Annotated in this window: 30 protein-coding genes; 27 read left to right on the top strand and 3 right to left on the bottom strand. The window is 40.5% G+C overall.

Annotation, left to right across the window (positions count from 1 at the left end; all coding sequences use genetic code 11):
• Nucleotides 1–40 precede the first annotated feature (40 nt).
• The 11 genes from NSQ72_RS06715 to NSQ72_RS06765 all read left to right on the top strand — a co-directional run bounded on the left by NSQ72_RS06715 (nucleotide 41) and on the right by NSQ72_RS06765 (nucleotide 7,146).
• Complete coding sequence (locus NSQ72_RS06715; RefSeq protein ID WP_003212254.1) at nucleotides 41–283, top strand: YkuJ family protein; 243 nt, start codon at nucleotides 41–43, stop codon at nucleotides 281–283.
• Nucleotides 284–437: 154 nt separating this feature from the next.
• Entirely contained in the window at nucleotides 438–953 is a 516-nt protein-coding gene (locus NSQ72_RS06720) for a ribonuclease H-like YkuK family protein (RefSeq protein WP_039178147.1), read from the top strand.
• A gap of 149 nt (nucleotides 954–1,102) precedes the next feature.
• Nucleotides 1,103–1,294, top strand: a complete 192-nt coding sequence (abbA, locus tag NSQ72_RS06725) for an antirepressor AbbA (protein ID WP_003210802.1) — start codon at nucleotides 1,103–1,105, stop codon at nucleotides 1,292–1,294.
• A 146-nt stretch (nucleotides 1,295–1,440) separates the two neighbouring features.
• The gene (gene cbpB, locus NSQ72_RS06730) at nucleotides 1,441–1,884 is read left to right on the top strand and encodes a cyclic-di-AMP-binding protein CbpB (RefSeq protein ID WP_039178150.1); all 444 of its coding nucleotides are present in this window, start codon (nucleotides 1,441–1,443) and stop codon (nucleotides 1,882–1,884) included.
• A 96-nt stretch (nucleotides 1,885–1,980) separates the two neighbouring features.
• Nucleotides 1,981–2,862, top strand: coding sequence for a LysR family transcriptional regulator (locus tag NSQ72_RS06735; RefSeq protein ID WP_024424721.1), 882 nt, complete (start codon nucleotides 1,981–1,983; stop codon nucleotides 2,860–2,862).
• A 123-nt stretch (nucleotides 2,863–2,985) separates the two neighbouring features.
• Entirely contained in the window at nucleotides 2,986–3,462 is a 477-nt protein-coding gene (locus NSQ72_RS06740) for a flavodoxin (protein WP_039178153.1), read from the top strand.
• Nucleotides 3,452–4,345: a WD40/YVTN/BNR-like repeat-containing protein gene (locus NSQ72_RS06745; RefSeq protein WP_034281596.1), complete on the top strand. Its 894-nt coding sequence runs from the start codon at nucleotides 3,452–3,454 to the stop codon at nucleotides 4,343–4,345. Before NSQ72_RS06740 ends, NSQ72_RS06745 begins: the two co-directional genes overlap by 11 nt.
• 16 nt (nucleotides 4,346–4,361) lie before the next feature.
• The gene (locus NSQ72_RS06750; RefSeq protein WP_039178158.1) at nucleotides 4,362–4,820 is read left to right on the top strand and encodes a flavodoxin; all 459 of its coding nucleotides are present in this window, start codon (nucleotides 4,362–4,364) and stop codon (nucleotides 4,818–4,820) included.
• A gap of 109 nt (nucleotides 4,821–4,929) precedes the next feature.
• The gene (gene dapD / locus NSQ72_RS06755; RefSeq protein ID WP_039178160.1) at nucleotides 4,930–5,640 is read left to right on the top strand and encodes a 2,3,4,5-tetrahydropyridine-2,6-dicarboxylate N-acetyltransferase; all 711 of its coding nucleotides are present in this window, start codon (nucleotides 4,930–4,932) and stop codon (nucleotides 5,638–5,640) included.
• A gap of 82 nt (nucleotides 5,641–5,722) precedes the next feature.
• Nucleotides 5,723–6,853, top strand: coding sequence for an N-acetyldiaminopimelate deacetylase (locus tag NSQ72_RS06760; protein ID WP_341083645.1), 1,131 nt, complete (start codon nucleotides 5,723–5,725; stop codon nucleotides 6,851–6,853).
• A gap of 50 nt (nucleotides 6,854–6,903) precedes the next feature.
• On the top strand, nucleotides 6,904–7,146 hold the full coding sequence (locus NSQ72_RS06765) for a YkuS family protein (RefSeq protein WP_024424725.1): 243 nt from the start codon (nucleotides 6,904–6,906) through the stop codon (nucleotides 7,144–7,146).
• 22 nt (nucleotides 7,147–7,168) lie between these two features.
• Here the strand turns inward: NSQ72_RS06765 and NSQ72_RS06770 are convergent, their stop codons facing one another.
• Nucleotides 7,169–7,978, bottom strand: a complete 810-nt coding sequence (locus tag NSQ72_RS06770) for a mechanosensitive ion channel family protein (protein WP_024424726.1) — start codon at nucleotides 7,976–7,978, stop codon at nucleotides 7,169–7,171.
• Between the two features lie 271 nt (nucleotides 7,979–8,249).
• Here NSQ72_RS06770 and ahpA point away from each other — a divergent pair, with 271 nt between their 5' ends.
• From ahpA to rok, 3 genes are all read left to right on the top strand, one after another.
• Nucleotides 8,250–8,792 carry a biofilm-specific peroxidase AhpA gene (ahpA, locus tag NSQ72_RS06775; RefSeq protein WP_003211758.1) on the top strand — a complete coding sequence of 181 codons (543 nt, stop codon included), beginning with the start codon at nucleotides 8,250–8,252 and terminating at the stop codon, nucleotides 8,790–8,792.
• 82 nt (nucleotides 8,793–8,874) lie between these two features.
• A complete protein-coding gene (locus NSQ72_RS06780) occupies nucleotides 8,875–9,333 on the top strand; it encodes a TlpA family protein disulfide reductase (RefSeq protein WP_059376979.1) in 459 nt (152 codons plus the stop codon).
• Between the two features lie 470 nt (nucleotides 9,334–9,803).
• Entirely contained in the window at nucleotides 9,804–10,376 is a 573-nt protein-coding gene (gene rok / locus NSQ72_RS06785) for a transcriptional regulator Rok (protein WP_024426871.1), read from the top strand.
• A 48-nt stretch (nucleotides 10,377–10,424) separates the two neighbouring features.
• On the opposite strand, the gene NSQ72_RS06790 is transcribed toward rok, so the two are convergent.
• Nucleotides 10,425–11,342 (bottom strand): sigmaE regulated sporulation protein, encoded by a 918-nt coding sequence (locus NSQ72_RS06790; protein ID WP_341083646.1) that lies wholly within the window; start codon nucleotides 11,340–11,342, stop codon nucleotides 10,425–10,427.
• An 84-nt stretch (nucleotides 11,343–11,426) separates the two neighbouring features.
• Between NSQ72_RS06790 and NSQ72_RS06795 the strand changes: the two genes are divergently transcribed.
• The 6 genes from NSQ72_RS06795 to moaD are packed head-to-tail and all read left to right on the top strand — an operon-like array spanning nucleotide 11,427 to nucleotide 15,562.
• On the top strand, nucleotides 11,427–12,008 hold the full coding sequence (locus tag NSQ72_RS06795; RefSeq protein WP_341083647.1) for a molybdenum cofactor guanylyltransferase: 582 nt from the start codon (nucleotides 11,427–11,429) through the stop codon (nucleotides 12,006–12,008).
• Between the two features lie 30 nt (nucleotides 12,009–12,038).
• Nucleotides 12,039–13,055 carry a thiazole biosynthesis adenylyltransferase ThiF gene (locus NSQ72_RS06800; protein WP_144495018.1) on the top strand — a complete coding sequence of 339 codons (1,017 nt, stop codon included), beginning with the start codon at nucleotides 12,039–12,041 and terminating at the stop codon, nucleotides 13,053–13,055.
• A gap of 9 nt (nucleotides 13,056–13,064) precedes the next feature.
• A complete protein-coding gene (locus tag NSQ72_RS06805) occupies nucleotides 13,065–14,342 on the top strand; it encodes a molybdopterin molybdotransferase MoeA (RefSeq protein ID WP_341083649.1) in 1,278 nt (425 codons plus the stop codon).
• Nucleotides 14,324–14,848 (top strand): molybdopterin-guanine dinucleotide biosynthesis protein B, encoded by a 525-nt coding sequence (gene mobB / locus NSQ72_RS06810; RefSeq protein WP_039183079.1) that lies wholly within the window; start codon nucleotides 14,324–14,326, stop codon nucleotides 14,846–14,848. The genes NSQ72_RS06805 and mobB overlap by 19 nt, the downstream gene beginning before the upstream one ends.
• Entirely contained in the window at nucleotides 14,845–15,336 is a 492-nt protein-coding gene (locus NSQ72_RS06815) for a molybdenum cofactor biosynthesis protein MoaE (protein WP_151284253.1), read from the top strand. The genes mobB and NSQ72_RS06815 overlap by 4 nt, the downstream gene beginning before the upstream one ends.
• Nucleotides 15,329–15,562, top strand: coding sequence for a molybdopterin converting factor subunit 1 (gene moaD, locus NSQ72_RS06820; protein ID WP_039178180.1), 234 nt, complete (start codon nucleotides 15,329–15,331; stop codon nucleotides 15,560–15,562). Before NSQ72_RS06815 ends, moaD begins: the two co-directional genes overlap by 8 nt.
• Nucleotides 15,563–15,608: 46 nt before the next feature.
• On the opposite strand, the gene NSQ72_RS06825 is transcribed toward moaD, so the two are convergent.
• On the bottom strand, nucleotides 15,609–15,986 hold the full coding sequence (locus NSQ72_RS06825; RefSeq protein ID WP_034281609.1) for a Rok-like winged helix domain-containing protein: 378 nt from the start codon (nucleotides 15,984–15,986) through the stop codon (nucleotides 15,609–15,611).
• A gap of 517 nt (nucleotides 15,987–16,503) precedes the next feature.
• Between NSQ72_RS06825 and NSQ72_RS06830 the strand changes: the two genes are divergently transcribed.
• The 7 genes from NSQ72_RS06830 to NSQ72_RS06860 all read left to right on the top strand — a co-directional run bounded on the left by NSQ72_RS06830 (nucleotide 16,504) and on the right by NSQ72_RS06860 (nucleotide 24,003).
• Nucleotides 16,504–17,130 (top strand): YIP1 family protein, encoded by a 627-nt coding sequence (locus NSQ72_RS06830; RefSeq protein WP_341083650.1) that lies wholly within the window; start codon nucleotides 16,504–16,506, stop codon nucleotides 17,128–17,130.
• 9 nt (nucleotides 17,131–17,139) lie between these two features.
• Nucleotides 17,140–18,237 (top strand): efflux RND transporter periplasmic adaptor subunit, encoded by a 1,098-nt coding sequence (locus NSQ72_RS06835; protein ID WP_341083651.1) that lies wholly within the window; start codon nucleotides 17,140–17,142, stop codon nucleotides 18,235–18,237.
• Complete coding sequence (locus tag NSQ72_RS06840) at nucleotides 18,234–18,935, top strand: ABC transporter ATP-binding protein (RefSeq protein ID WP_341083652.1); 702 nt, start codon at nucleotides 18,234–18,236, stop codon at nucleotides 18,933–18,935. The genes NSQ72_RS06835 and NSQ72_RS06840 overlap by 4 nt, the downstream gene beginning before the upstream one ends.
• A complete protein-coding gene (locus tag NSQ72_RS06845) occupies nucleotides 18,922–20,115 on the top strand; it encodes an ABC transporter permease (RefSeq protein WP_341083653.1) in 1,194 nt (397 codons plus the stop codon). The genes NSQ72_RS06840 and NSQ72_RS06845 overlap by 14 nt, the downstream gene beginning before the upstream one ends.
• A gap of 318 nt (nucleotides 20,116–20,433) precedes the next feature.
• The gene (locus NSQ72_RS06850) at nucleotides 20,434–21,189 is read left to right on the top strand and encodes a DeoR/GlpR family DNA-binding transcription regulator (protein ID WP_039178192.1); all 756 of its coding nucleotides are present in this window, start codon (nucleotides 20,434–20,436) and stop codon (nucleotides 21,187–21,189) included.
• On the top strand, nucleotides 21,186–22,097 hold the full coding sequence (pfkB, locus tag NSQ72_RS06855; RefSeq protein WP_059376998.1) for a 1-phosphofructokinase: 912 nt from the start codon (nucleotides 21,186–21,188) through the stop codon (nucleotides 22,095–22,097). The genes NSQ72_RS06850 and pfkB overlap by 4 nt, the downstream gene beginning before the upstream one ends.
• Before the next feature lie 13 nt (nucleotides 22,098–22,110).
• Nucleotides 22,111–24,003, top strand: coding sequence for a PTS fructose transporter subunit IIABC (locus NSQ72_RS06860; protein ID WP_058837767.1), 1,893 nt, complete (start codon nucleotides 22,111–22,113; stop codon nucleotides 24,001–24,003).
• The last annotated feature ends 198 nt before the right edge of the window (nucleotides 24,004–24,201 follow it).

Below are 24,201 nucleotides of genomic sequence, written 5' to 3' on the forward strand. Positions count from 1 at the left end.
TCATCTTGAGTTGTTTTTTTGAAAGGAGTCTTTTTTTAGAATGTCACAATTAATGGGTATCATTACAAGGCTGCAAAGTCTTCAAGAGACAGCAGAAGCTGCAAACGAGCCGGCACAGCGTTATTTCGAAGTGAACGGTGAGAAAATCTGTAGTGTTAAGTATTTCGAAAAGAATCAAACGTTTGAATTGACTGTTTTTCAACAAGGGGATAAGCCAAACACTTTCCCATTTGACAACATTGATATGATTTCGATTGAGATTTTTGAGCTTCTACAATCCTAAGCTGAATCGTATGAAATGTTTTTTCTGAGGATTCCTTCGTTTATTGCGGCAGCATACATGGATCATCATAGATGATATGTACAAATGGAAGATGATCAATCAGTTAATCAGCGCATTTTTCGGATAAGAGACCATTAAAAAGGAGTTCCTTTCTGTGAGTGATTCTTTTTTCTACAATCTTTCTGAAGATCGTTTAGCGTTTTCTGATGTCGTCATGAGAATGAAAGACTTTATTCGAAAAGACCCTAGGTCCGCCTATGTGTTATCAATTGGTACGGACTCTCAGGTCAATCAAAATGTCACAACATTTATGACTGCAATTCATCTCCACCGGATTGGCAAAGGAGCTTGGGGCTGCCTCACACAACAAGTGATTGAAAGACCCGTGCAAAGTCTTAGAGAAAAAATTTCATTAGAGACAGCGTTTAGCCAAAAGGTATGTGCAGACATCCTTGAGGGGCCTTTAACAGAACTGATGGATTTGCTTCTTCCGTTTGCTGAGGAAGGGGCAGACCTTCGTTTTGAAGCCCATCTGGACATTGGCAAAAAAGGAAGTACAAAAGAGCTGATCCAGGAAATGACCGGAATGATCACAGCTATGGGAATTGAAGCGAAAATAAAACCCGACTCATATGCAGCATTTTGCTATGCCAATCGATATACAAAATAAATTCCGTCATTTTTCTCCAAACCTTGTCGAAACGTGCGGTTGACGATTCGATTCTAGTTCCTTATTCTAGCTGTATAGAGAGGAAGCAGACATTCAAAAGCCTGCTAATCAATATAAAAGCATATATGAAACAGGGGGCCTGATGTTGAATGAGCGTCATCGAAAATCGTTTTAATGAAGAAGAGAAAAAGCTATTATTAAACGTATTGCTGAATCAGGAATATGCTGTCGAATTACTAAGCAGTGAGATCAATGATATAGAATGTGGAACAAAAAATGTCGACGACAATACGTATAAGCAATTGATCACATTGTATGACAGAGTAAGGTTTGAGAATTAATATTGCTTTAACATTCTATTAGATACTCGGGGGCTGAGTATCTTTTTTATGCAGAAAAAATCTTTCGACAAAATTCGTTTTAGTTTATGCTTAATCGTAATGGGGAATGTATGATTGATGATTGAGAGAAAAGGGGTCGAAGAAACATGATAGAGATAGAGCCGACTCAATTGCTTGAGTCCACAGTAGCCGAGCATATGATTGATGCAGATAAAGTCGCACATGTTCAAATTGGCAATAACCTTGAGCATGCCCTATTGGTCCTAACCAAAACAGGATATACAGCTATTCCGGTATTAGACGCTTCTTATCATTTACACGGGTTAATTGGAACGAATATGATTATGGATAAAATCTTCGGTTTAGAACGAATCGAATTTGAGAAGCTCGACCAGTTGAAGGTCGAAGAGGTTATGCTGAAGGATATTCCGAGACTCAAAACGACAGATCCTGTAATAAAAGGCGTTCACGCTGTGACGAATAATGGATTTGTTTGTGTAGTAAATGAGGAGCAAGTCTTTGAAGGCATTTTTACTCGACGAGTTGTATTAAAGCGCTTAAATGAGGTCATTCATTCCGCGAAAAAATGAGCTGCAGCCCAGCTTATTTTTTTTGCCTTCATAAGTTAAAATTTATATAATGAGCATATGAAATAAGAAAAACTTATAGAGAGAAAGGGGACGCCCATGCAGCTTCAGGAGTTACATATGCTTGTTGTGCTAAGTGAAGAATTGAATATGAGGAAGGCTTCGGAACGGCTCTTTGTCTCTCAGCCTGCATTATCGCAAAGATTGCAGACGATCGAAAAGGAATGGGGAACGAAAATCTTTTTTCGTTCACAAAAGGGGCTGACCGTGACTTCAGCAGGTGAACAGATTATCCAATTTGCAAAAGAAGTAACGGTTGAACAGGATCGAGTGAGAGAACGAATTGATGAACTTGAGGGTGACATTCACGGTACACTCAAGCTTGCGGTGGCGTCGATTATTGGACAGCACTGGCTGCCAAAGGTGTTAAAACGGTATGTCGAAAAATATCCAAATGCCAAGGTGTCACTCGTTACCGGCTGGAGCAGTGAAATGCTCAAAAGCTTGTATGAAGACCATGTGCACATAGGAATCATTCGCGGAAACCCTGATTGGAAGGGGACAAAGGAATACTTGATGACAGATCATTTATACTTAGTCGATTCCGTGATCAAGGACGTAGATGAATTAATCAAGACTGAACGGCCATTTATCCAATTTAAAAGCGACAGCACGTATTATCAGGAAATCCAGCACTGGTGGCATCAAAAATTTAAAGTATCTCCAAAGCAGACGATTTTAGTAGACCAAATTGAAACATGTAAACAAATGGCCTACCACGGCATCGGCTACGCCATTTTGCCTTCTGTTACTCTATATGACCACGAAAAAAGTGTTTATAAAACACCGCTTGTTGATGTGAACGGAGAGCAAATCGGCCGTGACACATGGCTGCTAGGCTATGAAGCGTCTTTTCAGTTAAAACAGGTACAAGCATTTGTTGGTGTGGTTAAAGAAATGCTTGAAAATGATGCCGTGTAAGTACCTTCTTGGAATAGGGAGGTACTTTTTTTTATGAAATCATTTGACAATGAAAATCATTATCATTTAAAGTGTACATATAATAATTGAAAATGATTATCATTTAGATGAGGTGACCGATAGATGAAAGCACTAATTGCATTTGCGAGTATGTCTGGAAATACGGAAGATATGGCAGCGATCTTAAAGCAAACACTTGAAGGAAAAGGGATAGATACAGAGATGATGGAATTTGATGATACGAACGCAGAGGACCTATCCTCATACGATTACGTATTCATTGGTTCTTATACTTGGGGTGATGGAGATTTGCCATATGAAGCAGAGGATTTTTATGAGGAGGTCTCTACTCTTGAACTTAGTCACATAAAAGCAGCTGTCTTTGGATCGGGTGATTACAGCTATCCAAAGTTTTGCGAGGCTGTCCATACATTCCATGACATGCTGAAATCAACGGGTGCATCTGTTTTTCCTGAAACATTAAAAATGGAGCTTGCACCGGATACAGATGAAGATGTGGCGTGCTGTCAGGAATTTGCTGTGAGCTTTTTAACGTGGGCCGCTTTGTCTGAGAAACGAGTTGAAAATCATGTTTCATAAAGGAGCAACAGCCGTTGCAGCATCTAAAAGTGGTGGATACTTTGTTGCTGTAAAACGTGAAGGTATTTTTCACTATAGTGTGGAGAGCGGATGGCAGCAGCTATTTAAGCTCAAGCATAAAATTCATGCGATCAGCTATATTGGCCCTTATTTATTCGGTGTTGGTGAAAATGGCACAGTGATTAGATCAGGAGATGAAGGCAATACATGGGCGTTATCTTCATTTCCAACAAACGCAGTCGTCTGGTCTATTACAGGACGCAAAGATGGGTTTGTATGTGCGCATGGAAAACATAGTATCTATGTGTCAAATGATTTCGGAATTTCCTGGGAAATTATGAAGCCATTTGCTCATGTGAATCATCCGCCGGTCATTCGTTCTTTATGTGCTGCAGGTGACCACCTTTATATTGGAACACAGATTCATGAAGTTCACGGAGGAATATGGGTGTATGACTTGCAGAGTGAACAAATTTTTCTTCTAAACAGAGAGGAGCACCGAATGACAGCTTCTATGCTTCTCTGTCATGAACATCTTCTTGTTTGTGCATTAGGTTCAAAAAAAGGCAAAAAAGGATCTGTTCAAATTTTAGATTTACATACAAATATTCTGCATGATATTCAATCACAGGCCTTTGCTAGAGAAGAATCATTTTTGGATGTATCAGAGGATAATGGCATTGTGTATGTGACTACCTCACAAGACGAACACGGATTTTCTAAAGTGTATCAGCTTGATATTGAGCAAAAAGAGCTCAAATGGTTTGATACGATCAAAGGACACGGTTTTCGTGTAGCCAATCAAAACGAAAACTTTTTCTGTGCGGGTTTATATGAAAGTAAGTTTGTCAGGCCGTATGAGGAGCCTGCATTGATTCATTGATAAGGAGGAAGAAAAAGTGACAGAAAAGGTTTTATTGGTGTATGCCACGATGTCTGGAAATACAGAAGCGATGGCAGATTTAATTGAAAAAGGTATAACGGAAGCAGGAGCCAGCGTGGACCGGCATGAAGCGATGGATATTGATGCGGAGCTGCTTAATGATTACTCGCACATTATGTTAGGTGCGTATACATGGGGAGATGGCGATCTTCCGGATGATTTTATTGATTTATATGAAGAAATGGAAGAGCTTGATTTAACGGGAAAAGCATTTGCAGTATTCGGTTCTGGCGATACATCTTACGAACATTTTTGCGGAGCTGTTGACCTAATCGAAGAAAAAGTGAAGGAGCTTGGCGGTGACATTGTCCTCCCATCAGTTAAAATTGAGCTGAATCCAGAAGGAGAGGAAGAAGACGAATTAATTTCTTTTGGTAAACAATTTGTTCAGCTTCACCAGCAAGAAGCGGGATAATCGGTCCCGCTTGTTTTATTTTCCATTGAGGAGATGACTCTTTCACTTGTCATTAAAACACTCCTTTGGTACAGTAATGAAGTATAAATTAAGAGGAGGACATACATACATGAAACAAATGGACGCTAATGAAATTATTTCATTTATTCAAAATAGTACAAAATCAACACCTGTCAAAGTCTATATTAAAGGTGACTTAGAAGGTATTGAGTTTGGTGAACATGCAAAAACATTCATCACAGGAAACACTGGAGTTGTTTTCGGTGAGTGGAGTGAAATTCAAGAAGTGCTAGCATCAAACAAAGACAAAATTGAAGATGTTGTCGTGGAAAATGACCGCCGCAACTCTGCAATTCCGATGTTAGATTTGAAAAACATTAAAGCCCGTATTGAGCCAGGGGCAATCATTCGTGACCAAGTTGAAATCGGTGATAATGCAGTCATTATGATGGGTGCTTCTATTAATATCGGTTCTGTAATCGGCGAAGGTACGATGATTGACATGAACGTGGTGCTTGGCGGCCGTGCGACGGTAGGTAAGAACTGTCATATCGGTGCTGGATCTGTTCTTGCAGGTGTTATTGAGCCGCCGTCTGCTAAACCAGTTGTGGTAGAAGATGACGTTGTCATCGGTGCGAACGCTGTTGTTCTAGAAGGCGTGACAATTGGTAAAGGTGCAGTAGTAGCTGCAGGTGCGATCGTTGTGAACGATGTAGAGCCTTACACAGTTGTAGCAGGTACACCTGCTAAGAAAATCAAAGACATCGATGAAAAAACAAAAGGTAAGACTGAAATCAAACAAGAACTGCGTCAGCTTTAATTCATATAATTCGCAGCTGAAGACAAAGACGTGGATGAGATATCCACGTCTTATTCGTATAGAAGAAAGGAAGTGAGTTCACTTGTTAAATCGTGAGCAATTAATATCCATTCGAAGAGATTTACACCAAATCCCTGAGCTTGGTTTCCAAGAATTTAAAACACAAGCGTATCTTATTCAGCATTTGGACACCTATTCAAAAGATCGAGTTGAGATTGAAACGTGGCGAACTGGGCTTTTTGTAAAAGTGAAAGGGACAAATCCAACGCGCGTATTTGCTTATCGTGCAGATATGGACGGCCTGTCTATACCCGAGGAAACAGGGTATCCATTTGAATCTGTGCATGAAGGGAAGATGCATGCATGTGGACATGACCTTCATATGACCATTGCACTTGGTATCATCGATCATTTCGTTCATGAACCGATCAAAGAAGACGTATTATTTATCTTCCAGCCGGCAGAAGAAGGTCCAGGCGGTGCCGAACCAATGCTTACAAGTGATGTTCTCAAAAAATGGACGCCAGACTTTATTACAGCGCTGCATATCGCACCTGAATATCCTGTTGGAACAATTGCTACAAAGCCTGGTTTGTTATTTGCCAATACGAGTGAGCTTTTGATTGAGCTTGAAGGAAAAGGCGGACACGCAGCATATCCTCATTTAGCAAATGATATGGTTGTTGCTGCAAGTGCTCTTGTAGGTCAGCTGCAATCGGTGATTTCGCGTAATGTTGATCCCCTTGATAGTGCGGTCATTACAGTGGGCACGATTACCGGCGGAACGGCTCAAAATATTATTGCGCAGCATGCAAAGCTTGACGGTACCATTCGCACACTTTCGCCAGAGTCTATGGACAAGGTGAGAAAGCGAATTGAAGCATTGGCAAAAGGAATTGAAATTGGCTACGAATGCAAAGCAACTGTTCGTTATCCTTCGTCTTATTACGAAGTGGACAATTCAAAGGATTTGACAGAGGAATTTATGTCATATGTAGCCGAAGAAGGGCTTGCGAATGTGATTGAATGCAGAGAAGCCATGACAGGAGAAGATTTTGGCTACATGCTGAAAAAATATCCCGGCTTCATGTTTTGGTTAGGGGTCGATTCAGAATACGGCCTGCATCATGCAAAGCTCCAGCCGGATGAAAACGCGATTGAAACAGCTGTGAATGTCATGACGGCTTATTTTAAAAAGCAAGCTGGTGAATGAATAATCGAGCTGCCTCCTGTACACCTTATGAACAGGAGGTGTTCTTGATTATGACAAGAATTGGTGTAGAACAATCTTTATCCGATGTAGAAGAACTATTGAAGCAAAAAGGGTATGATGTCGTACGTATTCAAAATGAACAGCAAATGGATCAGTGTGACTGTTATGTCGTCACAGGATTAGATTCAAATGTTCTTGGCATTTCAGACACAACAACAAAGGCATCTGTTATTACAGCATCAGGTATGACGGCTGATGAAATTTGCCAAGAAGTAGAACAGCGTGTTCAATAAAACAAGAAAAAGAACCGGTAGATTATGATCCCGGTTCTTTTTGCTCTTTTTCTATATCGAGTACTTCTTTCATTTTTTTGCGCAAGATTCGTTCTACCCGCCATTGCTCCATTGTTTCGGTTTTCGCTATGATGCGCAGCACAAGAGAGGAAGAACCGAACGCCTCCACGCCGACAACTTGAGGACCTTCGATAATTTGAGGAGTTTCCTCCCGCACCTCATCACAGGCAGCTTGAAGGGCTGTGATCATCTGATCCACATTTTCATCCGGAGACAGCTCAATATCAACGAGTGCCTGCATCGTCCCTCTTGAATGATTGCTCACATTTAGTATGCTGCGATTAGGAATAAAATGAAGGGTGCCGTCAAAGCTTCGAAGCTGTGTGGTTCTTAGTCCAATTTGTTCAACAATCCCATCAAAGCCGGCGACCGTTATATATTCTCCTACATCAAATTGTTTTTCCAATAGTATAAAGAATCCGGTCACAATATCACTCACTAACCCTTGAGCGCCAAAACCGATCGCAAGTCCTACAACGCCTGCACCTGCCAGCAAAGCAGTCGGGTTATAATGAAATAAGTCGAGGATCATCACAACTAGAATAAAAATCAATAAGTAGGCGAAAATATTTAACGTCAGACTTTGCAGCGTCTGTGCTCTTGATAAAGAGACTTCATGCTTTTCAGCGAATGTGGAATAGGCTCGCTTAATCATCTTGTTTCCTATGGCTCTGATGATAAAGTAAATGGCAAAAATGGCGACTAGTTTTAGCAAAATCATACTGCTATTGAGGATAATGGAAACCCAATCTACTTGTTGAAATGCTCTCATGATCTTCAAAACCTTTCTATGTATGCTCTAAAAGAGAAGCTAATCATTTGTTCCCTTATGCAAGTCATGTTAAACTTTTGATAGGTGAAGCAGGAATTGTGACAAATCGTTAATTAAATTTATTATTAATTAATATTGACTAAAAATCGCATAAGTATTATAATTGTAATTGTGAAGTTATTAACTAAATGAGAATTTCAAGTTTCGATTCTCATTTTATATACAGCTAAGAAGACTGTATAAAGATATTATTTTTTGGAGGGATTTACATATGGCAGAGCGTTTTGTAGGAAAACAAGCTCCACGTTTTGAAATGGAAGCAGTACTTGCTAACAAGGAATTTGGTAAAGTAAGTTTAGAGGAAAACATGAAGAATGACAAATGGACAGTTCTTTTCTTCTATCCAATGGATTTCACATTTGTTTGCCCAACTGAAATTACAGCAATGAGCGATCGTTATGACGAGTTCGAAGATTTAGATGCAGAAATCATCGGTGTATCTACTGATACAATCCACACGCATCTTGCTTGGATCAATACAGACCGTAAAGACAATGGTCTAGGTGAATTAAAATACCCGTTAGCTGCTGATACTAACCACACAGTGTCTAGAGAATACGGCGTTTTAATTGAAGAAGAAGGAATTGCTCTTCGCGGTTTATTCATCATTAACCCAGAAGGCGAACTTCAATACCAAACAGTATTCCACAACAATATCGGTCGTGATGTAGATGAGACATTACGTGTTCTTCAAGCATTACAAACTGGTGGACTTTGCCCAGCGAACTGGAAACCTGGTCAAAAAACACTTTAATTGATAACTGAAGAAACAGGAGGGTCTAACTGATGTTAGACCTTTTTGTTTCGACACATACAATGGATGGAGGCGCTTCATAATGAAATTACGTCAACCAATGCCAGAACTAACTGGTGCAAAAGAGTGGTTAAATGGAGAAGTAACAAAAGAAAATTTGATTGGTGACAAACCAACATTGATTCATTTCTGGTCAGTCAGCTGTCATCTTTGTAAAGAGGCAATGCCTCAAGTCAATCAATTCCGTGATGAGTACAAGGATCAACTAAACGTTGTAGCAGTTCATATGCCTCGTTCAGAAGATGACCTAGATCTAGAAAAAATCAAAGAAGTTGCGAAAGAGCATGAAATCACGCAGCCAATCTTTGTGGACAGTGATCATCACCTAACAGAAGCCTTTGAAAACGAATATGTACCTGCATATTATGTATTTGATAAAACAGGTGCTTTGCGTCACTTCCAAGCCGGCGGAAGCGGAATGAAAATGCTTGAAAAACGTGTCAATCGAGTGCTTTCTGAGTCTGAAAAGGCTGCAGAATAGGCTTTCCCCCATAAATGGGGGTTTTTTCATGGGCAAAAACAGGCGGCGTATTGCACTGGACGAGTTTATTATTCCTAAGAAAAGAGAAAATGAGGGAGTTTATTAAAAAATATCCCTGAAACAAAAAGGTATAACGACCTATTTACATTTTTGTTTTGAAATGAAATTGTAAAGATTTTAACTTTTTACTATTCAGAACGTTTTTGCACAAAAGAAATTTCAGTTAGGTAAATAACTATATAAATCAAGTAGTATAAGCGTTTATTCAATTTTTTTACAATATTTTAAGGTTTGTCAAAAGCCTATGGTGTCAATGAAATGGGTGCCGATTTTTCCTCCTTGGCAAAATTTTAGTTGAAAATACCTATCTGTTAGCAAACTGTAAAATGATAAAAAAATAGTTGATAAAATTAGTTTTCTAATCTAATATTTACTATAGAATATTTTTTATATGATGAGGGGGAAATCCATTGTTTAATGAGAGGGAAGCGTTACGTTTACGATTGGAACAATTAAACGAGGCAGAAGTAAAGGTCATCCGTGAATATCAAATTGAGCGCGATGCGATTTATGCAAAATTAAGAGAATTAGACCGTCAAGGAACAGGTCTAGTGTCAGATACAAAAAAAGAAGTACGTACAGAAAGAAAGACAGATTCACTGCCTGTATTAGCTGAGCTTGCTGCGCAAGAAATGAGAAGCTACCAGCAGCCGGCACAACCACAATCATCATCTTTAGGAACAGGACAGCTAAACGGTGCACCTGTAGGTATTCCTGAAGGATCGACAAGACGCAGAAGAGGCACAGCTCGTCCTGGCTCAAAGGCAGCGAAGCTTCGTGAAGCTGCGATTAAAACGTTAAAACGTCATAATGCAGCGATTAAAAGCTCAGAACTTCAAAAAGAGATAGAAAAAGAGAGCGGTCTTGAAATCCCAAATATGACAACGTTTATGCAAAGCTTAATTAAAATGTATCCTGAAGTGAAGAAGCCTTATCGCGGACAGTATATTTTAGAAGGCGACATTCAAACAGAAGACGAATAACTAAAAAAAACTGCTGGGCGTCAAGCCAGCAGTTTTTTTATTCGAGAATTACTTCTTTTGATCAACTGTATAGACAATTTTGCGTTCCTTAGGCAGGTGATCACGCTGTTTTTTAAAGCCGTCGATTTTGACTGTCATGACTTCTCCATTACGCTGCACAGCATCGACTTGTTCCTGAAGTGTTTGAACTTGTTCGTTGAGTTTCTTCAAAATCGGTTCGATTTCTTCTGTCGTTTGCAGGATGCGGTCTCGTGAGAATGGCTGTGAATTTGTTTGTGCTGACTGGTCAATATCAGCAAAATGAGATGCGATCCATTCCTCGCTTTCTGCTAACTGTTTTTGATAGCTCGTGAGCGTTTCATAAAAAATCGCTTCTTTTGCTTTTTCAATTTGCAGTAATTTCTCCTGCGTTTCATAAAAACGCTCTTGAAGGTGTCTGACGCCTTCCTGTAATACATGGAGCTCTGCGTTTTTATCGCCCAAATTTTGCTGCAGCTTTTCAATCACTGCGGATAAAGTATTTCCTTTTTTCTCCTCTTTTTCAAGTCGTTTATCTTGATCTTCTATCCGTTCATTTAATTGTTGCGAGATTTCCTTATATTTGACAACTTTCAAATGCAGCCTGTGTTTTTCTTCGGTTTCTTTTCTTCTATGATAGGTTTCCTTTTGCAGCATCTCATGGAGAAGGACCATTTTATGTAACAATTCTGTTTTGCTGTAAGAGAGATCCTGTATTTTTGAGGCAGCATCATGTTGATCATTGGTTATTTCATCCAGTTGTTGTTTTAATTGCGTGTAATCCTTTTTTATCTCATGATATTCTTGAGTTAGCTTCTTATTTTTAGAATACGTATATGAGGACTGTAAATCAGAGATCATTTGTTGATATTTGGCAGTTTCAGCTTTTAAGTATAAATTCTCTTGAGATAGATCATGGAATAGGGGAGAAGCATGGCGCCTGTTCATCGATAGACCCTCCTTATTCATGTTACCAATAAAGTATGCGAAAGGAGTGCGATTAGAACAACCATATCAAAGGAGGATGAGAGGATGCACGTAGTGAATGTGATTTTAGCTGGAGGAGCTTCCAGACGTTTTGGAGAGCCAAAGGCAAGTCATATGTATCAAGGGAAACCATTATATGAGCATGTGAAAGAGCAGCTTTTAGACGGGCAGACTGTCATCATCAGCCATCCATCGCTTCTTCCTTTTTTCAAAGCAAGAGGGGAACAAAGTGTGTGTTTAGATGATGAAGAGGTGCGCGGATGCGGACCGCTTGCCGGCATATATACAGCGATGCAAAAGCAAGAAGCAGAATGGTATTTAGTGACGGCGTGTGACATGCCTTTCATACGGAAGAAAACGGCGGAAGTATTATCGTCCTATTGCAGTGAGCACGCAGATGCCATTATCCCGCTTGTTCAGGGCAGATTACAGCCTTTATTTGCACTTTATCACCGCCGCTCTCTGCCGTTTATTCGCGCGTGTTTAAAAGAGAATCAATTAGCCATTAAAGATTTGCTTCAAAAGCTTCAGGTGCACATCGTTTCAGAGGAAGAACTGAACGTAACATCTAACGAATTTCGTAATATCAATAAAAGAAGCGATTTACCTGAAAACGGTATGATATGATACATAAAAAACGGTGAGGAGAGAACAGCATTGAATGACCGATATTCAAGACAAATCTTGTTCCCTCCGGTTGGGGAAAAAGGACAGAATGCGCTGGCTGAAAGTCATGTTCTGATCGTTGGAGCCGGTGCACTTGGTACCGCTTCTGCGGAAGGGCTTGTCCGGTCTGGCATCGGTACGCTTACGATTGTCGATCGTGATTATGTGGAATTTTCAAATTTACAGCGGCAGCAGCTCTACACGGAACATGATGCAAAGGCACATGTACCAAAAGCAGCTGCGGCACAAAAACGTCTCGAGCAGATCAATCATGAAGTGACCATACACGCTCTGATTGAAGATGCAGGGGCGGAGCTGTTAAGGCCGTTATTCCAGAGAGCAGATATCGTCATTGATGCAACAGATAATTTTGAGACAAGAATGGTGATGAATGACTTATCACTAGAAACGAAGACGCCGTGGATATATGGCGCTTGTGTGAGCAGTCAGGGGATGTATATGACCATATTGCCGGATAAAACGCCATGTTTATCATGTGTGTTCACGGCAATGCCTGTTGGCGGCTTGACGTGTGATACAGCGGGGATTATTTCACCTGCTGTTCAAATGGTTTCTGCTTATCAGCAAACAGAGGCACTAAAATATTTAACAGGGCATGAAGATCAAATCGAGCGGAAATTTGTCACGTTTGATCTTTGGCAGTCCACATCATTTAAAATGGATTTATCTCTAACTAAAGAGAAGAACTGTCCAACTTGCGGCATCGCAAGAACCTATCCTTATTTACATGATCAGCGTAAAAAATCGACGGTCCTTTGCGGACGTGACACTGTTCAAATTGTTTCAAAGGATTTAGCAGAACTCTCATTTCAGCATATGAAAGAGCGGCTCTCATCTATTTGTGAGGTGGAAGTAAACGACTTCTTAATCCATGTACGCTACGAAAATTACCGGATGGTCTGTTTCAAAGGAGGACGTGCATTAATCCATGGAACAAATGATGAAAAAGAAGCCAATTCATTACTAGCAAGACTGCTAGGGATATAGGAGTGAAGTGTGATGGAAAGACGGCAGCCAATACCAGTAGAAGAGGCCATAAAGAAAGTTCACCAATACGAAAAACATGGAGAAATAGAATGGGTCCCTTTAAAGGATAGCCTTGGAAGGTTTATTGCAGAAGATATTTTGGCAGACCATGATGTTCCGGCATTTGATCGTTCTCCGTATGATGGATTTGCGCTTCGGGCAGAAGATACAAAAGAAGCGTCAAGTGCGCATCCAGTTGAATTCGAGGTCATTGATCATATTGGTGCAGGAATGGTCTCAGCAAAAACCATCGGTCCCTTTCAGGCCATCCGTATTATGACAGGGGCAAAAATTCCAAATGGAGCTAATGTCGTCATCATGATCGAGCTGACGAAGACTTTCGAAAAAGACGGCAAATCATTCATGTCACTGAAAAGACCGCTGAAAAAGGGAGACAATATTTCTCGTCAAGGAGAAGAGGTTCTCAAAGGAAACGTGATGGTCAAAAAAGGAACAGCTGTCACTTCTGGCGTCACGGCTCTATTGGCGACATTTGGATATGCGGTAGTGCCAGTTGTCAAAAAACCGGTGATTGGCATTATCTCTACGGGCACAGAGCTTCTTCAAGTAAGTGATGCCATGGTAGACGGCAAGATTAGAAATAGTAATCTGAGTATGGTCTATGCGCAGGTACTTGAGGCCGGAGCTGATCCGCTAGATTTAGGCGGAGTCTCCGATGATTTTGACAAAAGTTATCATGCAGTAAAAGAAGCCATGAGCAAGGTAGACATTCTGATTACAACAGGCGGTGTGTCTGTGGGTGATTTTGACTTTCTGCCTGCCATTTATGAAAAGCTGGGAGCCAAGGTACTGTTTAATAAAGTAGCCATGAGACCTGGAAGTGTGACGACTGTGGCTGCAATGCCGAATGGTCAATTGCTGTTTGGGCTGTCTGGAAACCCTGCTGCCTGTTTTGTGGGCTTTGAATTATTTGTGAAACCGATCATTTATAAATGGTATATGAAAGAAAATCCGTTTCCTGCTTTTGCTGAGGCGAAACTCACACATGATTTTCCAAAAGCCAATCCGTTTACTCGTTTTGTCAGGGCGGCTCTTCAATTCACTGGGAGTCAGATCAGTGTGACTCCGACAGGTCTTGATAAATCAAGTGCAGTGACCTCTATTGCAGAGGCTGACTGTTTCATCATGCTGCCTGGGGGAACAAGAGGTTTTCAAGCAGGTGATCAAGTTGATGTTCTGCTGTTTCAGCACAAAGGCGGTGGGTCTCCATGCTGGATGACAAATTAAGCATATTACAGGTGGTCGGTTTTCAAAATAGCGGCAAGACCACATTGATTGAAAAGCTCTGTCAGCTGGCCGAACGTGAAGGACTGAAGCTAGGCTGCTTTAAACACCATGGACATGGCGGGACACCAGATCGTCTTGTCAAAGAAAAAGATACTGATCGATATATTCAGGCAGGTGCCTATGCCGCAGGTGTGGAAGGAGAAGGTGAATTTCACTTTTCGATGCAGGACTTCACGTTAGAACAGCTGCTCAACATGTGTCAGCATCTTCCGTTAGACGCTGTTCTCATAGAGGGGTACAAACAGGCGCCTTATCGCAAAATCGTTTGTGTAAAGAATGAAGAGGAGCTTATTGACCTTTCCACTCTTTCCAATATACAAGCAGCTATTTATTTTTCTCAAGAAGATCAATTAACCGAAAATTACCCGTTTCCTGTGTTTTCAGCTTTTGATAAGCGCGGGATGACATTTGCTTTTCACTTATTGAAGGGAGGCGGCACGTTTTGAGCGAACTTTTTAAAATAACAAAAACGCCGATTGAGGTAAACGAATTGATTCAGCATGTGACAAGACGAAAGGCAGGGGCGATTACGACGTTTATTGGGACGGTCAGAGAATGGACAAACGGCAAGAAAACATTGCGTTTAACCTACGAAGCATACATACCAATGGCGGAAAGCATGCTAATGCAGATTGGACAAGAAATCAAGAATCGATGGCCTGACACTGAAGCAGCGATTGTGCACCGGATTGGAACACTTGAGATAACGGATATTGCTGTTGCGATCGCCGTTTCGTCTCCTCATAGGAAGGCTGCCTATGAAGCCAATGAATATGCCATTGAACGAATCAAGGAAATCGTTCCCATTTGGAAAAAAGAATATTGGGAAGACGGAGAGGCCTGGATAGGTGATCAGCTTGAAACGGTTTCATATCCAGAAGGTAAACCTAGCAATCTTCAACTTGCAGAGAAAGAAGGTGATCAGCATGATTAATGTATTATTGTTCGCCGGCCTTGCTGAGAAGGCCGGTAAACAACAAATCATCATTCAAAAAGATCAAACAACGGTTGATGAGATTAAAATAGAATTACAGGAGGTATATGGTGTTGATGCTGCACAAAACGTAATGGTTGCAGTCAACGAAATATATACGAGGGAAAATGCTGAAGTGCGTAGCGGGGACACTGTTGCACTCATTCCTCCTGTAAGTGGTGGATAATAGATATTAGAGGATTTGGTTATGGCCAACGGCTGTAACCAATTTTTTATGTGTGAAAAGTTTGTAGAGGTACTTGGGTGTGATCTTCGTAAATAAAACATCCCCTTCTTGCTTTAGAAATGTGAGGATCGAGCTGCTGAATGAGATCATACAATTCGCTGATTCTTCTCACATTGAAATCTGTTTGGGCTTGAAGCTGTTCCTTTAATTCTTTTGTGCTCACAATGCTTCCCTTTTTCTCTTTGATAATATCTACACATCTTGCAGCGTAGTATATTTTGTCATTAGAAGGTCTGCTTTCTTTCATATCAAGTAATTTGAGCTCATGATAAATCGATTCTCTTTCCTTTCGAAAGTATTGCCATGCTTCTTGTTCCTTTTCATACAGTAAAATCAATTGCATTTTCAATTTTTCTCTTAACATTCACTTGACTCCATTTCCACTATCATTTAACCTACCTCTATTTTACATTATATGAAAAAATAACTTTTGATCAAGTAAAATCCCTTTATTTTTAATTTTTTAATATGAAAGTATTGATACTAAAGACTTATTTGTTCTGTAAAAGAAACCAATCATAGTCCTATAAAGCCGGGATTTGTCGAAATTACTAGGATTATTTTAACAAAAAATTGTTGTGTCTATCTAAGACCATGCGAATCCAAAAGAAAAGGATATTTATTCCGAAAGACATATTGTTTACTTAATAAAATGTTTTTAGGTCAGTAAAAGCACGATTCTTGGTATGAATATGGTCGGATCATGAGGTCATTTGAAGGGTTTCTTTCGTGAAAATAGAATAATAGATAAAATTTTTTCTCAACGAAAATAAGAAAATCAAATGTTCGATCACTTATTGGCAATCTTTTGATAAAATAGAAAGAAAAAGAGCGTTATTGTGCGTTTGCATACTTGCTTGACATAGAGAGGATGACATTTGATGAAAGAAAACATGGAAAAACCTACGATCATTGGAGTGAGTACAAGACCATCAGAGCACCTGAAAAGAGTATGGGAAAATCCAGTTGTTTGGTGGCCTTTATCTTGTGTGCTTATTTTAACAGTCGTTGTAACTTATTTGTCTGAGCTCGTAAATAGGGGAATGTGGGCAGATTTAAGTTTGCCGGTACCTGTTGTTTATGTGGTGACGCTCATTGGTCTCGTATTTGGAATTGTCATCAATGCGGCTATATATAAGTTCATCGTTTTTTTAGCGAAAGGTGATGCATCATTTCGGCAGCTTTTTTCAGCGGTCCTGTTCATTACACCCGTTACGATCATTGGGACAATTATTTCTCATTTGGCAGTCATCCTTTTTCATGTTCCAAAAGACATCACGGTTACCTCGTTAAACGCGCTCATTCGAATTTCTGGTCCATGGCAGGCGGTGTTAGCCAATATCGATCTATTTGTGATCTGGAATCTTGTTTTAACTGGCTTTTTATTCATCCAAGTTGGGCGTATATCACCGAGAATTTCTTGGGTGATTATAGGCGTTTTTTATATCTTAACGTTAATTTTTCAATATGTAGGAACAGCAATTAACATATCAGTAAGCTGGGGGTAGAAGGTTTTTATGAGAAAGAAAATCATCATCGGATCTATTTTAATTATTGTGATTGGACTATTTATTGGATTTAATATTGCGAAAAACCAAGCAAAGCCTGCTTCTACAGCAGCGATTAAAACAGTCAAACTCACGCCAAAAGAAATCACCTCTACCGTGATGACACCGGGGACACTTTCATTCTCTGAAGAGCAGTTCATCTATGAAGAAGAGGAAAAGGGGAAATTGAAGGGAATTGCTGTGAAAGAAGGGGAAAAGGTAAAGGCTGGAACGCCGCTTCTTACATATGAAAATAAGGAACTGGAGCTTGAGGAGCAGCAGCAAGCACTAGCCGTAGAATCAAGTACATTAAAACTGGAACAATTGCAAAATCGGCTGAGTGAATTAGAGGAGAAAAAAGCAGGCGCTAATATCAAAAGCGAGCGAGATCAGCTTCAATTAGAACTGAAAGCGGCTGAATTAGAACAAAAGCAAGCAGAGATCAGCCAAGAAAAAGTAAAGGCTCAAATAGAAGATTTAACCGTACATAGTAAAATTGATGGAACAGTGATTTCCATTGAGCAAGAGGCAGGGGCAGGGGGGGCGGAAGAAAGGCAGCCGATCATCCATATTGGTCATGAGAAAAAAATGATCGTGCGAGGTTTGATCTCAGAGTATGATGCCATAAAAATCAAAAAGAAACAAAAAGTGAAGGTAACGTCTGATGTCATTCGCGGGAAGAGCTGGCAAGGAGTCGTGAAAAAAGTAGGCGCTGTTCCTGTCCAGACAGCAGCCGAAACAACTTCGAGCGATCAAACGGTTCAATATCCTGTTGAGGTAGAAATAAAGGGAAAGAAACCTGAGGCGAAGCCTGGTTTTAAAATGATCATGGAAATTCAAACAGATAAGCACCAAGCGCAAACAATTCCTGAAACAGCGGTAAAAAAAGAGACTGATGGACAATACGTTTATGTTGTTCGAAAAAATGTACTGAAAAAAGTAAAAGTGGTCATAGGGGAAACGTCAGGTCATGATCTTGAAGTGACAAAAGGTATCAAGGCAGAGGATCAAATCATTGCTCATCCAACAGATGACATGTATGACGGAATGGAAGTGAATGCTGAATGATTCAGCTTTCCAACGTGACAAAAAGCTATGAGGTCGCACACGAAACATTTGATGTATTAAGTGATATGAATCTTGTCATTGAAAAAGGCGAGTATATGTCCATTATGGGCCCGTCCGGCTCTGGAAAGTCAACGTTAATGAATATTATTGGCTGTTTAGACCGCCCAACGAGAGGACAATATCATTTTCAAGGCTCAGAGCTGTCAGGAGCAAAGGATCAGGAGCTTGCGGTCATTCGAAATCAATCCATTGGATTTGTTTTTCAGCAATTTCATCTGCTGCCAAGGTTAAATGCGAGGCGCAATGTGGAACTGCCGATGATTTACGCTGGGATCAGTCAAAAGGAAAGAAAAGAACGTGCGGAATTGGCACTGGAAAAGGTTGGTTTGGCAGATCGAATGAAACATATGCCAAGTGAGTTGTCAGGAGGACAAAAGCAAAGGGTGGCAATTGCACGTGCGATTGTCAATAAGCCTCAGCTGATTTTAGCAGATGAACCGACTGGTGCTCTCGACTCAAAAACAAGCATCTCAATTATGGAACAGTTTACACAGCTGAATGAGGAAGGGACAACGATTGTGCTTGTCACCCATGAAGAAGAAATAGCTGCGTATACAAATCGGACTGTCGTTGTGAGAGATGGACGGCTTGTTGAAGATAGATGGATACAAGGGGACGCTATGAATGAAACTCTTTGAAAATATCAAAATAGCGCTGAATTCGGTTTTAGCTCATAAATTACGTTCTATTTTAACGATGCTTGGGATTATTATTGGTGTTGGATCAGTCATTGCAGTCGTGGCGATCGGTCAAGGCGGTGAGCAAATGTTAAAAGGATCGATTTCAGGTCCAAACAATACCATTGATATGACATATACGCCTTCTGACGAAGAATTAAATGCAAATCCAAATGCCTTATTCGAAGCATCATTTACTGAGGAAGACATAAAAAGCATTAGGACAATCAACGGGGTGGAGCAGGTCGCCTCCTCGACTGCACAAGGAATGCAGCTGAGGTTTCAAGATACGACAGTTGATGCGACAGTTAACGGTATAAATGAAGGGTATACAAATGTACATTCATTACAAATCGCAGAAGGACAGGATTTAAGAGATATTGATTTTAGAAGCGGCAGAAGAGCTGCTCTTATCTCAGATGGCTTACAAAAAGAACTATTCAACGGACAAAAGGCATTAGGCGAACTGATTTGGATGAACGGACAGCCAGTTGAAGTCATCGGTGTGTTAGCAAAACAGAAAGGGATGTTTTCATTTGATATGAATGAAATCTATGTCCCATTTGCGATGCTCACCTCCACATTTGGTATGAATGAATATGATAAGTTGTCTATTCAAGTCGCACATGCTGATCAAATGAAGGAAGTAGGAAAGAGCGCGGCTGCCATATTAAATGAAAATCATCATACAGAAGATGCTTACGAAATGATCAATATGGAAGAAATCGCAGAAGGGATTGGTCAAATAACATCCGTTATGACAACGATCATTGGCTCAATAGCCGGGATCTCTTTACTTGTGGGCGGAATCGGTGTGATGAATATTATGCTCGTTTCTGTGACAGAGAGGACAAGAGAAATCGGTATTCGAAAGGCGATGGGAGCAACAAGGGCTCAAATCCTCGTCCAGTTTTTAATTGAGTCTGTTGTTTTAACACTCATTGGCGGGTTGATGGGGATTGCACTTGGCTTAGGCGGAGCTTCGTTAGTATCACTATTTGCCGGCTGGCCGTCTCTTGTATCTTGGCAAGTAGTATGTGGAGGCGTACTGTTTAGTATGCTCATTGGTATTGTTTTTGGGTTAATTCCTGCGAATAAAGCAGCGAGACTAGACCCTATTGAATCGCTCAGGTATGAATAAATCGGAGAGGAAAGAAGCATACAAACAGTTTACATTCGCCTTCATTACCCATCAAAAGCTTTTATGCAAATTGCATAGAAGCTTTTTTTAGTTCCATTGAATGAAATAAAAAATGATAGAAATGCTAATATCATGACTTTCATCTTATTGTCACATATTTTTCAGTTTACAAATGGTACATATAAAGGTAAGATGACCATGGTGAAAGATTTTGATAGTTATTGAATGTATTTGATTGTTTTGTATTGATAATGTTGAAAAAAGCGATTACAATAAAGGTGCGCGCAAAATGAATACGTTTTCAAAAGGGGTGTTCGCATGTTAACACCGGAAAGACATCAACTCATAATCGACAGCTTGGAAGAAAATGATGTCATTAAAATACAGGACTTAACGATGATGACGGATGCGTCTGAATCTACAATTAGAAGAGATTTATCAGCCCTTGAAGAAAAAGGATTTCTTAAAAGGGTTCATGGAGGAGCAGCCAAGATTTCGAGTATTCGCCTTGAACCAGATGTATTTGAGAAATCTGCCAAAAACCTTCAAGAAAAGTCATTGGTAGCAGAGGCGGCGGCATCTCTTTTAAAACAGGGCGACTGTATTTATTTAGATGCTGGTACAACCACACAGCAAATGATTGAATATATCGATCCAGATCAAGATATTGTCGTGGTGACAAACGGTGTGATGCACATTGAAGCCCTCATGAGAAAAGGTATTACCTTTTACTTGATAGGCGGATCAGTGAAACATCGAACAGGAGCCATGGTTGGAGCCGCAGCTTTGACAGCGATGGAGAATTATCGTTTTGACAAAAGCTTTGTTGGGACAAATGGCATTCATCCCGAGGCGGGTTTTACAACACCTGATCCAGAGGAAGCACTCATGAAAAAAAGAGCCATGAAACAGGCGAAAAAAACCTATATCTTATCAGATGCCTCAAAGTTTGGCGAAATATCGTTTTCAACCTTTGCTAGTTTACAGGAAGCCACCATTATCACAAACGACGCAAAAGAAGATTCATTCGATAATTACCATGAAAAAACGGTTATAAAGGTAGTGAAAACATGATTTATACAGTTACTTTAAACCCATCAGTTGATTACATCGTACATGTGGAGGATTTTGCAGTCGGCGGTTTAAATCGTTCAACCTATGATCAAAAATATCCAGGTGGTAAAGGAATCAATGTCTCAAGGCTATTAAAACGTCATGGTGTTGAATCGAAAGCACTTGGATTCATTGGTGGATTTACAGGCAAATATATTCAAAATTTTTTACAGAACGAACAATTACAAACAGCCTTTCACGAGGTGTCAGAAGATACAAGGATCAATGTAAAACTAAAAACAGGTGAAGAGACAGAAATCAACGGACTCGGCCCATCTATTACTGAAGCGCAATTTGAGTCGTTTCTATCTCAATTTTCTTCATTGACTGAAGGAGATGTCGTTGTTTTAGCTGGCAGCATTCCTTCATCATTACCTCATAACACATATGAGCGTATTGCTGAAGTTTGCCAGGAGCAAGGTGTAAGAGTTGTTCTTGATATTTCTGGCGAAGCGTTAAAAAAAGCAGCAGACATGAAACCGTTCTTAATGAAGCCAAATCATCATGAACTGGGTGAAATGTTTGAGACGAGTATTTCATCAGCAGCAGAAGCCATTCCTTATGGGAAAAAGCTGTTAGAACAAGGTGCTGAGCATGTCATCGTCTCCATGGCTGGTGATGGCGCCCTCTTATTCAGTAAAGAAGGAATCTATCAGTCCAATGTTCCAAAAGGAACGCTCGTTAATTCAGTTGGAGCAGGGGATTCAGTCGTTGCAGGGTTTTTAGCCGGCGTTTCAAAAGGCCTTTCAATTGAAGAGTCATTTAAGCTTGGTGTCACTTCAGGAAGCGCTACAGCCTTTTCTGAGGAGCTTGGCACAAAAGAGCTTGTCGACACACTATTACCACAAGTAAAAGTCACACGCATTTAAAGGAGGAGTCATCATGAAAATTACAGAACTACTCACGAAGCATACCATTAAGCTTCAATTAGACAGCCAGCAGAAAGAAGCAGTCATTGAAGAGCTTGTCACTGTTTTAGATACAGCAGGCAAGTTAAATGATAAAGAGGGCTATAAAGAAGCTGTGATTAATCGTGAAAAACAGAGCTCTACTGGTATTGGTGAAGGAATTGCCATCCCGCACGCTAAAACAGCAAGTGTAAAAGAGCCTGCCATTGCATTTGGCCGCTCCACTGCTGGTGTAGATTATGAATCACTGGACGCTCAGCCGAGTCATCTTGTCTTTATGATTGCCGCAACTGAAGGCGCAAACAACACGCACTTAGAGGCACTTTCTCGTTTATCTACACTTCTTATGCGTGAAGAAATTCGAAAGCAGCTTCTTGAAGCGGCGACTGAAGATGAAATCATTGAGATCATCAATACACATGATCAAGATGATGAAGAAGAAGAGGAAGTTCAAGAAGAGCCGGCTGCAGAAGGAAAACCTGCTAAAATTTTAGCGGTAACAGCTTGCCCGACCGGCATTGCACATACATTTATGGCAGCAGATGCTTTGAAAGAAAAAGCAAAAGAAATGGGCGTTGACATTAAAGTTGAAACAAACGGCTCTGGCGGTATTAAACATGCCCTTACAGCAAAAGAAATTGAAGAAGCACCAGCCATCATTGTGGCAGCGGACAAGCAAGTTGAAATGGAACGCTTTAAAGGCAAACATGTCATTGAAGTCCCTGTAACAGCTGGTATTCGCCGTCCGCAGGAATTAATTGAAAAAGCCATCAATCAAGATGCGCCGATTTATAAAGGTTCAGGCGGCAGTTCTTCTAAAGACGAAACTGAATCATCTGGCAAAGGAAGAAGCGGATTTTACAAGCACTTAATGAGTGGTGTAAGTAACATGCTTCCATTTGTTGTCGGAGGCGGTATCTTAGTTGCGATTTCATTCTTCTGGGGAATTAACTCAGCAGATCCTAAGGATCCTTCATTTAATTCATTTGCAGCTGTCTTAAAAGGAATTGGCGGCGATAATGCGCTTGCCTTGATCGTTGCGGTATTAGCTGGATTTATTGCCATGAGTATTGCAGATCGTCCAGGTTTTGCGCCAGGTATGGTCGGTGGATTTATGGCGTCAGCAGCAGGTGCAGGGTTCTTAGGTGGACTGATTGCTGGTTTCCTAGCAGGTTACATTGTTGTACTGCTCAAAAAAGTATTCACATTCGTACCGCAGACACTCGACGGGATTAAACCGGTTCTGCTGTATCCATTGTTCGGTATTTTCTTTACAGGCATTATCATGCATTATATTGTCAACACACCAGTGAAAATGGTGATGGACGGATTAACACATTGGCTTGAATCATTAGGTACTGGAAACCTTGTTTTAATGGGTATTATTTTAGCTGGTATGATGGCAATTGATATGGGTGGCCCAATTAACAAAGCGGCTTACACATTTGGTCTTGCAATGATTGCTGCTGGCAACTATGCACCGCATGCTGCAATTATGGCAGGCGGAATGGTTCCACCACTAGGTATTGCACTTGCAACAACGATCTTTAGAAATAAGTTCTCAAAACGTGACCGTGAAGCAGGGATTACATGCTACTTCATGGGAGCAGCCTTCATCACTGAAGGGGCGATCCCATTTGCGGCGGCAGATCCTCTTCGTGTGATTCCTTCAGCTGTTATTGGTGCAGCAGTTGCTGGTGGATTAACGGAATTCTTTAGAGTGACGCTTCCTGCACCGCATGGCGGACTATTTGTTTTCTGGGTAACAAATCATCCAGTTCTTTACATCATCAGCATCTTAATCGGTGCCGTTGTGACAGCGATTTTACTGGGTATTTTGAAAAAACCGGTTCAACAAGAAGCGTAATGCAGAAGAGAAGCATCGTGAAAAACGGTGCTTCTTTTTGTTTAATCATCAGTGAATTAGGAAAAAATATCTAATTAGATGGTTGTCTTGTGAATTTTTAAATGACATATGATAAAGTAAAGTTATTCAATTCACGTTTCAAGTCTTTTAGCAGAAAGTCTTAGGAGGAAGCAGTATTTTGAACGAAGAAAACAAACA

Source organism: Bacillus sp. FSL R5-0659 (assembly GCF_038008785.1).
GTDB lineage: Bacteria > Bacillota > Bacilli > Bacillales > Bacillaceae > Bacillus > Bacillus safensis.